9 protein-coding genes are annotated in these 15,418 nt (G+C 42.7%); all 9 read left to right on the top strand.

The features are described from left to right. Positions 1–11 precede the first annotated feature (11 nt). The 9 genes from AAIE03_RS05285 (at position 12) to AAIE03_RS05325 (ending at position 15,248) form a co-directional block, all read left to right on the top strand. Positions 12–1,496 (top strand): sugar ABC transporter ATP-binding protein, encoded by a 1,485-nt coding sequence (locus tag AAIE03_RS05285; RefSeq protein WP_013026299.1) that lies wholly within the window; start codon positions 12–14, stop codon positions 1,494–1,496. A gap of 23 nt (positions 1,497–1,519) precedes the next feature. Continuing rightward, a complete protein-coding gene (locus AAIE03_RS05290) occupies positions 1,520–2,545 on the top strand; it encodes an ABC transporter permease (RefSeq protein WP_028715298.1) in 1,026 nt (341 codons plus the stop codon). An 807-nt stretch (positions 2,546–3,352) separates the two neighbouring features. Then, positions 3,353–4,270, top strand: coding sequence for a nitrogen assimilation transcriptional regulator NAC (gene nac / locus AAIE03_RS05295; protein ID WP_013026297.1), 918 nt, complete (start codon positions 3,353–3,355; stop codon positions 4,268–4,270). 210 nt (positions 4,271–4,480) lie between these two features. After that, complete coding sequence (cbl, locus tag AAIE03_RS05300) at positions 4,481–5,440, top strand: HTH-type transcriptional regulator Cbl (RefSeq protein ID WP_013026296.1); 960 nt, start codon at positions 4,481–4,483, stop codon at positions 5,438–5,440. Between the two features lie 779 nt (positions 5,441–6,219). Continuing rightward, the gene (locus AAIE03_RS05305) at positions 6,220–8,313 is read left to right on the top strand and encodes an NUDIX hydrolase (RefSeq protein ID WP_498562850.1); all 2,094 of its coding nucleotides are present in this window, start codon (positions 6,220–6,222) and stop codon (positions 8,311–8,313) included. Between the two features lie 1,499 nt (positions 8,314–9,812). Continuing rightward, positions 9,813–10,049, top strand: a complete 237-nt coding sequence (locus AAIE03_RS05310) for a hypothetical protein (RefSeq protein ID WP_145033552.1) — start codon at positions 9,813–9,815, stop codon at positions 10,047–10,049. A gap of 104 nt (positions 10,050–10,153) precedes the next feature. Then, positions 10,154–11,434 (top strand): HlyD family secretion protein, encoded by a 1,281-nt coding sequence (locus tag AAIE03_RS05315; protein ID WP_194761342.1) that lies wholly within the window; start codon positions 10,154–10,156, stop codon positions 11,432–11,434. Beyond that, a complete protein-coding gene (locus AAIE03_RS05320) occupies positions 11,421–13,526 on the top strand; it encodes a peptidase domain-containing ABC transporter (protein ID WP_410447985.1) in 2,106 nt (701 codons plus the stop codon). Before AAIE03_RS05315 ends, AAIE03_RS05320 begins: the two co-directional genes overlap by 14 nt. 402 nt (positions 13,527–13,928) lie before the next feature. Continuing rightward, on the top strand, positions 13,929–15,248 hold the full coding sequence (locus tag AAIE03_RS05325; protein WP_042677258.1) for a PTS sugar transporter subunit IIC: 1,320 nt from the start codon (positions 13,929–13,931) through the stop codon (positions 15,246–15,248). The last annotated feature ends 170 nt before the right edge of the window (positions 15,249–15,418 follow it).

Raw genomic sequence — 15,418 nt, forward strand, 5'->3', positions numbered from 1 at the left:
GGAGGTGATGTATGACCGCTTTTGCGCTTGAAGCCGAAGGCATCAGCAAGTTCTTTCCGGGTGTGAAGGCACTGGACAATGTGTCGCTGCGCGTCCGCTCTGGAACGGTACATGCTTTGATGGGTGAAAATGGCGCGGGCAAATCCACTTTAATGAAGTGCCTGATCGGGATTTACCGTCCCGATCAGGGCACCATCAAGATTAAAGGGGAGCCAGTGCAGTTCAGGGACACCATGGATGCGTTACGTTCGGGTGTGTCAATGATCCACCAGGAGCTGAATCTGGTGCCGCACATGACCGTGGCCGAGAATATCTGGCTGGGGCGGGAGCCGATGAAATTTGGTTTTGTCGATCATGCCCGGCTAAATAAAGACACGCAGGCGCTGCTTAACCGGCTCAATATCAAACTGAAAGCCGACCGCATGGTAGGCGAACTGAGCATCGCCTCACAGCAGATGGTGGAAATCGCCAAAGCGGTGTCCTGGGATGCCGACATTGTCATTATGGATGAGCCCACCTCCGCGTTGACGGAAACCGAAGTCGCACATTTATTTACCATCATTCGCGATCTGCGCGAACAGGGTAAAGCCATCGTTTATATCAGTCACAAAATGGATGAGATCTTTTCCATCACGGATGAGATCAGCGTGTTTCGTGACGGCAGTTGGGTGGGCAGCGACAGCACCAGTGCGTTCACGCGCCAGTCTCTGATCACTAAAATGGTCGGGCGTGAGCTGACACAGCTTTTCCCTAAATTCAATAATGCCATCGGGGAAGAGGTGCTGACCGTTCGTCATCTGAGCTGCAAAGACCGCTTCACCGACGTCAGTTTCGGTGTGCGCCGGGGAGAAATTCTCGGTGTGGCAGGCCTGGTCGGAGCCGGGCGCAGCGAAGTGATGGAAAGCCTGTTTGGCATGACGCATTTTGACAGCGGCGAAATTCTGATTGACGGCATCCCGGCGAATATTGACTCACCGTCGGTCGCCATCGAAAAGGGCATGGCATTTTTGACTGAAGATCGTAAAAAGTCAGGATTGTTTTTGGTGTTGTCGGTGCTGGAGAACATGAGCATTGTCAACATGCCGGAATACAGCGGCAAAAGCGGCTTTGTCAGCCATGTCAAAATGGCTCAGGACTGCATGGATCAAATTCGCCGTCTGAATATTAAAACCCCTACCATGGATCAAATCATCAATAACCTGAGCGGCGGCAATCAGCAGAAAGTGCTTATCGCCCGCTGGCTATTGGCTCAACCGAAAATCCTGATCCTGGATGAGCCGACGCGCGGCATTGATGTTGGGGCAAAAGCAGAAATTTATCGTTTGATTAGTGAGCTTGCCAACCGTGGCGTTGCCATCATTATGGTGTCCTCAGAGCTGCCTGAAATTCTGGGCATGAGTGACCGCATCATGGTGATGCATGGTGGGCGCATTACCGGCATCCTCGATAAAGAAGAGGCCGATCAGGAAACTATTTTGTCGTTAGCATCCGAATGAGGCGCGAAACCACGATGAGTAATATGAAAGCCACGGCCGCTCAGGCTTCTCAGCAACAACCCTCTTTCCTGGCAAGCCTGCGTCACCGGGTTCCAAAGGATACCGGCATCTTTGTGGTAATGGTGGGGATTGCCTTAATTTTTGAAATTTTTGGCTGGTATGTTCGCGATCAGTCGTTCCTGATGAACACGAACCGCCTGATTTTAATTGTATTGCAGGTCGCTATCATCGGTATCATCGCCGTCGGTGTAACCCAGGTGATCATTACGACCGGTATCGATCTCTCTTCCGGTTCGGTGATTGCGTTGACTGCGGTGGTGGCTGCCAGCCTGGCGCAAACCTCAGATACGCTGACGCCGATGTTTCCATCCCTGGTGAATATGCCTGCGGCCGTGCCGATTGCTGCCGGCATTGGCGTCGGTTTACTGTGCGGGTTGATCAATGGCGTATTGATTACCCGCACCGGCATCCCACCTTTTATTGCCACACTGGGTATGATGGTTTCTGCGCGCGGTCTGGCGCAGTATTACACCCAGGGTAACCCCATCAGTTTTCTGTCCGATGGATTCACCTCTATTGGTCAGGGTGCCATGCCGGTGGTGATTTTTCTGGTTGTGGCGCTGGTGTTTCACGTTGCGCTGAAACATACCCGTTATGGCAAATATGTTTATGCCATTGGCGGCAATATGACGTCGGCCAAAGTGTCCGGCATTAACGTCAACAAATACCTGATTATCGTTTACACCATTGCGGGGGCGCTGTCAGGCCTGGCGGGCGTAGTGCTGGCGGCACGCGTCAGCAGTGGCCAGTCAAGCATGGGCGTGGGCTATGAACTGGATGCGATTGCCGCAGCGGTGATCGGCGGCAGCAGCCTGATGGGTGGTGTGGGCCGTATTACCGGCACGCTGATTGGTGCGGTAATTCTTGGTCTGATTAAAAGCGGATTCACCTTTGTTGGGGTGGATGCCTATATCCAGGACATCATCAAAGGCATCATCATCGTCGCCGCAGTTACCATCGATATGCGACGTAATCGCGCTAAGCGCTAAAATACGCTGCCGCCTTTGCGCCGTAGCGGCGTTGGCGCCAGGCGCTTATCCCAGTCACATAGTTTACTATGCTCCTGGGCCTAAGCGCCTGGCGCCGCCTTGCTACAACACACATGCGTTTGCGTATTCGCGCTTTGCTGGCTGGGGTGAACAAAAAAAGACAGCAAAACCAAAAAGCGTTTAAACGGAATCCCGTGGGGGTTTTCTCTGGTGCCAGAGAATCGCCGCCTTGCTTCAACACAAATGTGTTTGCGTGTTCGCCTTTCTGACGTTTTAAAAAAACATGAGCGTATTGAGCGTTACAGGTGGGAAGACGTTTCGAATCGATCAACCGCTCAGGCAATAAACCTGTTTCTCCTCAGCCAACAGTCTTAGACTTTTACGCAGCCACGCAGCCACGCAGCCACGCAGCCACGCAGCCACGCAGCCACGCAGCCACGCAGCCACGCAGCCACGCAGCAACCTAGCAACGCATCTCACTCTCTTTCTGCTTTTTCTCCTGCATAACCGGGCCGGACGCTGGCACGTCGATAACCTTTGCTGGCACAGGGCCGACGCTGCACGCTGGTTTGACATGTTTCGCACTATTGAGGTGCAGCTCACCCTGTGTCGCCGCCTGAATGCGGCGGTGCTCCCCGATTTACCTCTTTGGAGGTACAGAGAAATGCTGTTTATTCTGATGCTTAGCAATTATTTCCCGACATGTTTCGCGATCTGAATAAACCTGGTCTGCATATTGCAATTCATCTGTATACAGGCTGGTTGATACGGATCAGCCAGAAACCTTGACGTAGCAACGGAGGCAAGATGAATTTAAGACGGCTGAAATACTTTGTGAAAATCGTCGATATCGGTAGCCTGACGCGGGCAGCAGAAGTGCTGCATATTGCCCAGCCTGCGTTAAGCCAGCAGGTTGCTACGCTTGAAGGTGAGCTGGAGCAGCAGCTTCTGAATCGCACCAAACGCGGCGTAACACCTACGGAAGCCGGAAAATTACTCTACAGCCATGCGCGCGTTATTCTGCGACAGTGTGAGCTGGCACAGTCAGCGGTGATGAATGCCGGTGAAGTGGTGAAAGGGCAGGTTTCCATTGGACTGGCTCCCGGAACGGCCGCCTCCTCGCTGACGATGCCATTGCTGCAAACGGTACGGGAACAGTATCCGGATATCATTGTTTACCTGCATGAAAACAGCAGCAGCGCCCTGAATGAAAACATTATTAGCGGGCAGCTGGATATGGCCGTGCTGTATGACCGTGCGCCGACGGCAGGGATCAACAGTCTACCGCTGCTCAAAGAAGATCTGTATCTGGTCGGCACCACTGCCTGTCCGGGTACCAATGTGGATCTGGCTGAAGTGGCACAGATGAGCCTGTTTTTGCCACGCGATTACAGTGCCGTGCGTCAGCGCGTTGACGAGGCATTTTCACTGCGCCGCCTGAGTGCGCGTATTATTGGTGAAATAGAGTCGCTTTCCACGCTGACCGCCGCGATATCCAGCGGGATGGGCGTCACTGTATTGCCGGAATCCGCCGCCCGGGCGCTGGTGGGTTCCACCCAGGCATGGATGGCGCGTATTACCAGCCCGACGATCAGCCTGCCGTTATCGCTCAACCTTTCACATCGGTTACCTTTATCGCCCCCGGCGCAGGCCGTTAAAAATATCCTGCTGTCGCTGCTGAACAAACCGCTGACGGAAAAACGGGAACTCACCCTGGTCAGCTAGAACGCCTGTCCTGACCCACTTTCTCTGAAGCAGGGCGCGTAGATATCGCGCCGCTGCCCTTTCTGTGACTGTCCATCAGAATGCAGCTCAACGTCTCCCGCCCTGTTCTATATGCTTCAAATGCATAAATAAAACTTTTTTAGTATTTCCAGTTATCGAAAATCCTTTTTACCCTCTGTTTATCAGATTGTGTAAAGAGAGGTAAATAGTGTGAATTTCCAGCAACTTAAAATTATCCGCGAAGCGGCACGACGGGAGTTCAACCTTACAGAGGTCGCAAGCACGCTATTTACTTCGCAATCGGGCGTCAGTCGCCATATTCGCGATCTTGAAGATGAGCTTGGGGTTGAAATCTTTATCCGGCGCGGCAAGCGGCTGCTTGGCATGACAGAGCCCGGGAAAGCGCTATTAACCATTGCGGAGCGCATTCTGGACGAAGCCGGTAAAGTCCGCCGTCTGGCTGACGTGTTTACCAATGAATCCAGCGGTATCCTTTCCATCGCCACCACGCATACGCAGGCGCGTTACAGTCTGCCGCCCGTCATCAAGGCGTTTCGCCAGCTTTATCCCAACGTCAGGCTTGAACTGAACCAGGGCTCGCCGCAGGAAATTGTGAACATGCTGCTGGCAGGCGAGGTGGATGTCGGAATTGCCAGTGAGATGCTGGTGAATAACAGCAGCCTGGCGGCGTTTCCGTGGTTTAGCTGGCATCATGCCCTGCTGGTGCCGCACGATCACGAACTGGTGCAGCAACAGCCGGTATCGCTCAATGCGCTCAGTCACCATCCGCTCATTACCTATCGCCAGGGGATCACCGGGCGTTCACGTGTGGATCGGGCCTTCCAGGGGGCAGGCTTAAAGCCGGACATCGTGCTCAGCGCACAGGATTCCGATGTGGTGAAAACCTATGTCAAACTTGGCCTTGGTGTCGGTATTCTGGCCGATCAGGCCTGTGAAACCGAACCGGGCGGTGAGCTGGTCAGGCTGGATGCCACGCATCTGTTTGAGGCTAATACGGTGTGGCTGGGGCTGAAACGGGGCCAACTGCAGCGCAACTATGTCTGGCAATTTCTGGAGCTGTGCAACGCCAACTTATCGCTTGAAGAGATTAAAGAGCAGGCACTGTCCTCCGCGGGTGACGATGAGCCGGTCATCGATTTTCAGATTTAGCGACCCTGGGCATCCTGCGCCCTGGCGCAACGGCATAAAAATTTTTTTGATCGTAATTTGCCGTAGTGAACCCTATCAGGCTCAAATAACATAATGAGCTGACAAACACCCTCATGAGTTAAAAAGTAACGGTGTGAGGACATAACGTCACCGTTAATAATCCAGTCACAGGCAAGACCGATCTCACTGACTACTTTAAAGTCGGTCAAGCTAGCCGAATAGGCTCGTATCACTGCAGGTATTTACTGGTATCAACAAATATTTCAACAGAATGCTCGAAGGGCATCTGGCGCTGTTTAATTTCTCTGACAGGTTCAACGCGCAGTGTGGCTGTTCAGTAAGCAGGCGCTGGCAGTATCGAATTCGGATGCAAACATGCAGTTAATTTTGTTTGAAGGCGCTATAATGGAAGTTGTTATCGATGGGGAACTGGCCAATTAATTCTGCGAAATTAAGGGTGGGTTCTAATATCAAGCACTCCCTGCATGACTTTATGCTTCCTTGTCTAATGTCTATTAAATAAACCCAAGCTTACTAAAGCTGAACGAGAGAAATAAATGATAAAATCGAGTTTTAAATATTTTTTACATCATAAAGAACGGGGGGGGGTTAACTTTATTTAGAATATAAAACATATCATTAAAATAAAAACAACCCTCCACATTGTGAGGGATGGGTTCCTTATTTTTTACAATTTAACTTATTAGTGTCAATAATTAAAATTATCTAAGATGGAACTAGTGTTAGTAATTTTCCACTTAATTAAAAAGGAGAATGCTATGTTTTCAACGTTCAAAAGTAACATGATTAATAATTTTAAAAGTTTAGGCAGAAGTAATGATGGCGGCTATCCGTTAGATAGATTCAATACTCGGGAAGAAGGAAGGTTGTGTAAAAAGCAATATGAAAAAGTTTTTAATTTAAAACATAAAAATCCAACAATAGTGGAAAATTTTTTAGACTTTATGGGGCGGGTTAGACTTTATCAGTCAGAAAATACGAGTCCCGAAGTTATGAGCGAACTCAGGAAAACAATACCCATTTATTCATGTGAAATTGCTGATATCTACAACAGCAAAGTGGTATTTCGGGGAATGCATTTATCGAAAGAATTTACTGATATCATTAAAACTGGACCACGTGGGCAGAAAAGTCAGTTTTTGGCACATAGCATAATGCATGGGTTCAAAAAAAAAGATGGGTCATATTTTGGTCGTGGCGTTACGAGTGTTTCAACATTAAAGGCGGTTGCATTGAAGTTTGCGACCAATCTCAAAGCGGGAGAGGAGGCTGTATTAATTAATTTAGAAATGCTGGGTGACAGACCGAAAGAATATAAGTCTGGTGCAAAAGGTATCGTTCCTGAGTATAGCACTCTCCCTCACGATATTCAGAACCCGCAAAGTGAGCATGAAATTATTCTCGATATAACAAACCGCTACGAAATAAGTAATGTCACCTACAGATATGGTGTTATGAACATCGATATGAAAGCTTTTGGGGCGGACAGAAGCGGTATAGACGACTTTTCTTCTTCGACCAACAGGTGGAGTCGCATCAGCAATACAATGGGTAGTACCCCGGGAGGAGTATTTAAAAATGAAAATAACAAACTAATTTATGTAAAAGTGGTCAGTAGTGAGAGTCGGGCGCGCAATGAAATTTTAGCCTCAAGGCTTTACGCTCTAGCTGGCGTTGATGCGGTTAGTTTGAGAGGGGTAATGCACAACTCTCAATATGCAGTGACGTCACTTTTCGATAGCAATTTAAAGAAAATTAATTTCGATTCGAATTATGCACATGTGAAAGGATTGCATGAAGGATTTATAACTGATGTGTGGTTGGCTAACTGGGACGTTGTAGGTGAAGAGAAAGATAATATCTTGATGAAAAATGGCTTGGCCAAGCGTATTGATGTAGGAGGAGCTCTTCTTTTCAGAGCGCAGAATGGGTTGAAAGGAACGGATTTTAATATTGTTCCAAATGAAATAACTACCATGCTAGATGCTAAAGTAAATTATGCGGCCGCTCAGGTTTTTTCCTCTGTATCCAGAAATAAAATCATCGAGGGCATTAAACGTCTCAGTCATATTGATAACGAAAAAATTATCAAAGAATGCTTGACTCATGGGCCGGGTAAGAGAAAAGACAGGTTTACATTGGCGAAAATTCTGATTGAAAGAAAAAATTGGCTGATAAAAGAATTAAATAACGACTTACCGCATATTCATATCAAGAAAAATGATAGTAATCGAATTGTCGGTATCAAATCTCCTTCAAAGCCAAGTCCTCTGCTTTTGTGGGAAGGAAAAAAAGATATACTTTTAGACACAATACTGACTATTACGCCTGGCACAATGCTGCCCCTTTCACTGAACCATGCTGTGTTTCGCCCTTGGCAGCCACCATCCACGAGTGAGGGTTGGAGTAAAATACAAACTTCTGATGTAAAAATTAAAGAGCCTAAATTTATCCCTACTGAAGGGAAGAGAATTGCTGCCGGCGCTGTCATCATTGAACCTGATCTGCGAATTTGGCTTTGTGAGCCCACTAACCATTTTGGCGGACAAACGTTAGTCATTCCTAAAGGAACTATTGATAAGGCCTTACCAGATTTGCAAGTGACAGCAGTAAAAGAAGCATTTGAAGAAACGGGTTTACATGTAAAACTCACTGAGTTTATCGGAGATTATGAAAGAACGACTACAAAGGTAAGATATTATCTTGCAAAGAGAATAAGTGGCACACCTGCAGATATGGGATGGGAATCACAAAGCGTAAAGCTGATGTCGCTTAAAAATGCGTATCTTAAGACTGATTCCGATGTCGAAAGAAAAATATTCAAAAAGTTATATGACTTGCTGTTAAAATAATGCTTGGATGAAAAAATAGAATGTTAATCTATAGCATTTTACTATACTTATCATACGCGAAATATCGTGTGGTTTTTTATTCCTTTGTATCTTGAATTAATACCTTGAACGCACTCTGTTAGTAATGCGTGATCATACAGATTGATAAATTACTTAAACCTGAATGCATAATTGTGTACATAATTTTTTTAATATTTGGAGTGTAATGAAATTCTACAAAAAGTAGAAATTCCTAATAGGGTAAATTCATCATCAAAAGGCCATGAGTTCCGCAAGATAAGAAATCATCTGGATAATAGGTTAATTAGGCTGCATACACAGCTGGTAAATCTAGACCACCTCGGTGTTCTTTATGTCAGCGGAACACTTATCGACAACATCTTTTTTATTTAACTGAAGAATTCACACTTTATTGCTGTTTTTTTTAAATTTTGCAATGACGTTTTTGAAGGCGATATTTTCAAAGTACAGACCGGCAGACATTTATTTGAGACAGCGATCCTCATCCCCAAGTCCTTTAATCTTTTTAATAGCAGAAGTATCCATCAGGCCATAGTTTAGTTGTGTAACGAGGTCTTATGGATCTTTGCTTCGCTGCAGCCATCTTTGTGGGTGTATCCAGCTTAGCCGGACATCTGAAGGGGAATTAGCGGATGTTCGGTTGACAGGGCTTCTCGCATGGCAATCTTCTCTCGGAAAATAATCAGTATGTAGGAAGATCTCTAAACGTAAATTACACGATTATACGGGATGCTCACGGCAACAATGTGCATGCATTCTTACTACGTGGTAAAAAGCAGCATCAAATACAATTTTGTTTGTGCTGTGCTGTGCTGTGCTGTGCTGTGCTGTGCTGTGCTGTGCTGTGATGTGCTGTGCTGCGTCAGCGCAAAAGCGAGCCTCACAGAGGAGATGACAGGATATTAAATAAATATTATCGTTTTTTTTGATAAAATTATTTTATAGATAGATGTGTTACATGAGGCGATAAATTACGTGCTGTCCTACATTAATTCAAAAAAAATTATTTGAACATTCGTTAAACACTGAACATTTCAAGCATGCGCATGAGTAGCAAGCTAATTATTAGTCTTTTATTTATATATTAAGAAATGATGCTTAAGATCTTTATAAGAATTTTCTTATCACAATGATTTATGATAATAGATTAATTATTTTTTTCTATGTGTAGTCTAATTCCTACAATATAATTCTCTTAATTCCCTGCTGTGTTTTTTAAATTTAACAGAGGAGGTATTGAATATTGAAAAAAAGGGATAAATCGCATTTACTCTATTATAAATATAGCTTTTGTTTTTTTTACTAAACGCAGTGGTAAGTAAAAGCATTAATTATTTTTCACCTGAAGTTTTTTCTATTAAGTCCAATAAAGTTGGACTTATCGATTTAAGTTATGTAGCTTTATTAAAGGTTGATGAATAAGTGTCAGCCTACTCAAGAAGTTATTAATCTACGTTATGGATAATAGGGGTATTAAAATGAAAGAACTTTCTAGTGTTGAAGTTGAAATGGTAAGTGGTGCTGGTGCTATCGCTGATACAGGCGCTTCAATTGGTTCTGCAATTGGGTCTATTGGCGAGCAGTTTGGTTTAAAAGGTTCAGCGAACTTTGGTAAAGAGATTGGCGCTCTTTGGGGTTCGATTGCTGAAAAAGGACTCCAGACTTTCACTGGTTTCCTGGGCGCTGGTACCGGTGCTAATAATACTGGTAAATAATTTCAATCGCTGTTAAGTCGATTGGATGATGACTGGCCCTTATTTTGGGGCCAGTCGAACTCACAATCATCTAATATTTTTAAATATAAAGTTAAGGATGGAAATTGTTCCGCCAGGAAGCATTAGAAAACAGGAAAAGAAAATGGACAGGAAGAGCGATGTTACTTAAAGGTGCACCTGTCTGGCTTTCTCTGACAGTTACCTTATTTTTTATCATCGCATTTTTCTCTCTTATTATTTGTGGGAGTTTTACTCGACGTATTAATGTTTCTGGTGAAGTCACAACCTTCCCAAGACCCGTCAATGTTTATTCTCCTGCTTCAGGATACGTCGCCAAACAATATGTTAATGCAGGTGATTTAGTTAAAAAAGGAGATTCAATATACTTGGTTGATACGACGAGATTTTCTCTAGATGGCACCGTTGATACACAAAAAAAAATTGAAATTAAAAGTCAGATTAATCGTATCAACGATATTGTCAATCATATGCATGAAAAGAAGATGATCGTATTACAAGAGCTTTCTAATCAAAAAAAACAGTATGAAAATGCACTAATTTACTCTTCCTCATTACTTAAAGATGCACAAGAGGGAATGAAGATATTTAAAAAAAACATGACCTCTTACGAACTCTATCAGCATAAAGGGCTCATTAATAAAGAACAGTTAAATAATCAAGTTGCTATGTATTATCAGCAACAAAGTAATGTGTTGTCTCTTAGCTCTCAAAACAAACAGAACATGATTGAGGTGGGTGAAATTGAAAGTAAGATGCACATTCAATCAGTTGAGGTTGATAATGAAATATATCAAATGGAACTCAAGCGTATCGAACTCCAGAAGGAATTAATCGGTGCTGAAGCTGATAACTCAACTTTGATAAAATCTGCTTCTGATGGAGTAATCGATTCTATGAACATCACCAGAGGACAAATGGTGCATTCTGGTGATAGTCTTCTTCAAATATTACCGTCTGACGCAAAGACATTTTATGTTGTCATTTGGGTCCCTAATAGCGCTATTCCTTATATTACATTGGGTATGAATGTTAATATCCGCTATGAAGCTTTTCCCGCACAAAAATTTGGTCAGTTCGCAGGTAAAATAATAACACTTTCTAAAACACCCGCTACTCAGCAAGAAATCCTGTCATATCATTCTGGACCCGATCGTTCTCAATTAGAAAATCTTCCTTATTATAAAGTTATCATCGAACCTTTAAATCAAAAAATATTTTTCGAAAAAAAAATGTTACCTCTTCAAAATGGAATGAAGGCGGTAATTACTCTTTTTCTTGAAAAAAGAAAGATTTATCAGTGGATGGCAACGCCATTTTATGACATGAAAAACAGTATTTCGGAACAGGTCAATAATGGAAAATAAACTTGAATTAATTTTAAGTAAATTAGGATTGCGGTTTTTTAGCGGAATTCCTGTGATTCATCAGGCAGAGTCATCAGAATGTGGAATTGCTTCCCTTGCGATGGTCTGTTCCCACTTTGGGAAAAATATTAGCATGCTCGACCTCCGACGTAGATTTAGCCCTTCAACACGCGGAGCGACATTAGCTCATATCAAACAAATTGCCCAACAACTCGGTTTAAATTCACGAGCGCTATCGCTTGACATTAATGAACTTACACAACTCAAAAAACCATGTATTCTTCACTGGAATTTTAATCACTTTGTTGTGCTTGTAAAAGTAAGAAAAAATCAGCTTATTATACATGATCCTGCAAAAGGCAGAGTCACATTATCGTATGGTGAGGTGAGTAAATTTTTTACAGGAGTGGCTTTGGAGTTATGGCCCGGAAATAACTTTGCACAGATAAAGAAAACAAAAAAAATTGATCTTGCTGTCTTTATTAGTGGTGTCGAAGGTATTAAAAAAGCAATAATAAAAATATTTTGCTTATCTTTAGTTATCGAAGCTATCACTCTCTTGCTTCCCATTGGTACCCAGATAGTTTTGGATCATGTCATTCCGTCGTTTGATAGCGGATTATTGGAACTTATTTGTCTTTCCTTGTTTTTACTAATTTTGTTAAGAACAACGTTAAGTATGATCAGAACCTGGTCGTCTTTGGTAATGAGCACACTGATTGAAATCCAATGGAAAACAGGCCTTTTTTCTCACTTGCTAAATCTGCCATTAGCTTTTTTTGAACGTCGTCGTATAGGGGATATTCAGTCAAGATTTAATTCACTAGATGATTTACGTAATAACTTTACTACAAATGTAGTAGGGGCCATTATGGATTTTATTCTGGTGCTTGGTGTCTCCGGTATGCTATGGCTTTATGGTGGTGGTCTTTTTTTTGTAGTAGTAGGTTTTTCCTTAATTTACATTGTAATTCGAGTGTTAAGCTATAATTATTACAGACAGCTTTCTGAAGAGTCTATGGTCAGTCAAGCTCGTGTAAATTCATATTTCGTAGAAACGCTTTACGGTATTGTTACGATAAAAACCCAAGGCATGGTTGATAACAGAACGAACAGCTTAACTAATGTTCTTATTGAGAAAGTTAATACTGGCATAAGGCTCAAAAAACTGGATATGCTTTTCAGTGGCATCAATACGTTTGTCACTACTTGTGAACAAGTTATTATATTATGGTTAGGTGCCAGTATGGTAATAGACAATCGACTAACTGTTGGAATGTTTATTGCATTTAGTTCATTCAGGGAGCAATTTTCTGATCGTATTGCATCATTGGTCAATGCGCTTTTGCAACTTAAAATGATGAGCTTGCACAATGAACGGGTTTCCGATATTGCGTTGAATGAGGTGGAGGCTAAGAAAACTGATTTTGACTATAATACACAAATGCAGCCTTTGTCGCTTGTCGCAACAGGTATTTCATACAGATATGACGTGTTTTCGAAATTTCTTTTTGAGAATGTAAATCTTTCTATTCGCAAAGGAGAATGTATCGCGATTATCGGCCCATCTGGATCAGGGAAGACTACTTTTCTTAAGATTTTGATGGGGTTGTTTTCACCAACGGAGGGTGTAGTAAAAATAAATGATAATGATATCGCTGCGATTGGTGTGAATAATTACAGGAAAATGATTGCGTGTGTAATGCAAGAAGATAAAATATTCGCTGGAACTATTAGAGAAAATATATGCGGATTCGCAGAGGAGATTGATTCAGATTGGATGGAAAGATGCGCACGAATCAGTTATATCCATGATGATATTATGGATTTTCCAATGGGATACGACACTTTATTAGGGGAATTAGGAGAGGGAATGTCAGGAGGGCAAAAGCAACGAATTTTTATCGCCAGGGCAATTTACCGAAAACCTGGAATTCTTTTTATGGATGAAGCGACTAGCCATCTGGATAGTGAATGTGAGGCTCAGGTGAGTAACGCGATTAAAAAGATGAAAATTACGCGTGTCATCGTTGCTCACAGAGAAACTACCATTTCCTCTGCCGATCGTATTGTCGATCTGTCTACGCTTTGAGTGTTCAGGTATCAAGTGATATAAAATTTCTCGATTGGAACAGCCCTGACAGTTAATGTTATTCAATCTTATATAGAAAAAACCATTTAGTGCATTTAGTTTAGATTTAAATGCTAACTAATTTTTTTTTCTGGTTTTTAAAACTACCAGTGACATACTTTAGTTCACAGTACATAAAATCGATTCTGCTATGATAACTTTTACATAAAAAGGCGAGAACGATTGGCGTGAGGCACGTCGATGAGTAAGAGTGTATGGCATTCTATAAAGCTTCATGAAAGATATGAAACTTTTTTGATGTTTTTTTTAGTTATTGATAAATTTGATGTTATTGTGATTGGTTGACTGTAGTGATTGTTTTTACCTCAGAATTTCTGATAATGTATTTAAGAGGAAAGGTGAATGTCTCTGCAAGAGAATGCGATTGATTTCATTGAAGGATGTGCCGTCCGTTTAGATAGCCTTCGTTATGTAAAAGCGATTAAAGCTTCTTTTGTTACATTAATGCCGGTAATTATCGTTGGCGCGTTTTCAGTACTTATTTCAGGCATGGTGCTTGAACCAAAAAATGGACTTACAAGTTATCCCGCACTTACGTTTTTAATAGATCTAAAGCCAGTCATGACAAGCATTTACTATGCTACACAAGGCTTTCTTAGTATTGGTGCGGTGTTCATGGTAGGCATTGAGCTGGCCCGGATTAATGGGAATCAAAAGTTGTTGCCTGGTTTGTTAGCCGTCGTATGTTTTATCTCTGTTATACAAACATCACTTCCTGTAACGCTTGACGGGCATTCAATTATTATACCTGATGTACTTGCAAAAGAGTTTTCTGGTAGTAAAAGTCTGTTTTTGGGTATACTTATCGCAATTTTTTCAGTTGAAATATACTGTAAGTTGGAAAGCTTTAGCTGGCTAAAAATTAAAATGCCAGATACTGTTCCTTCAAATATTTATGATTCCTTTACTGCGCTCATTCCTTCTGTCATCACAGTTTTAATCGTTGCATCGATTGGTGCTGTTTTCCATCGGCTGACGGGAGTTTATTTATATGATGCTATTTATTTACTTATGCAGAAACCCCTCGAATCCGTTACCCAAAGTCTATGGGGAGTAATGCTACTTGTCGTATTTGCGCAACTTTTTTGGTTAATTGGTGTACATGGCGATCAGATGATATTGGCAATCCGTGATCCACTTCTCCTTGGCGCGGTTATGGAGAATATGGACGCCTATGGACAGGGAAAAGACGCACCCAATGTCATTACTATGCCTTTTTGGGACGTATATATGGGTATTGGTGGCTCGGGCGCTACTATTGGTCTGATTATCGCAGTTCTTATGGTGACTAAAAGAAAGGATATGCGAGAAATTGCACGACTCTCACTTGGCCCGGCTATTTTTAATATCAATGAACCTGTTATTTTTGGTATGCCTATCATTCTCAACCCTGTTCTTGCTATTCCTTTTGTTATTACTCCTGTAGTTACAGGTACAATAGCCTATTTCGCTACTCTATATGGCTTTGCTGGCAAAGCAGTATTGATGGTGCCATGGACGACGCCTCCACTTATTAATGCCTGGGTTTCTACAGCGGGTTCCATGGGGGCCGTTATGACACAGTTAGTTTGTATAATTATTTCTGTTTTTATCTATCTTCCCTTCGTTAAGGCTACGGCCAGAAAAAACAACAGTGTTCACCTAAAGTTTAATTCTCAGTAATGATTTTTTTGACAAGGGAAACATCATTTTTAAGACATTTTATTATGGTTGTGAGTCTGTTTTCGTACTGATTATTAATATGTGATTATCGTAAACTCTACTGATTTATTAATCAGCTTGAGGTATGTTTTTTTATTTAGGTAAACTATTTACGCCTCGCACAAATTTTT

The organism is Pantoea sp. Ae19-2 (genome assembly GCF_059801205.1).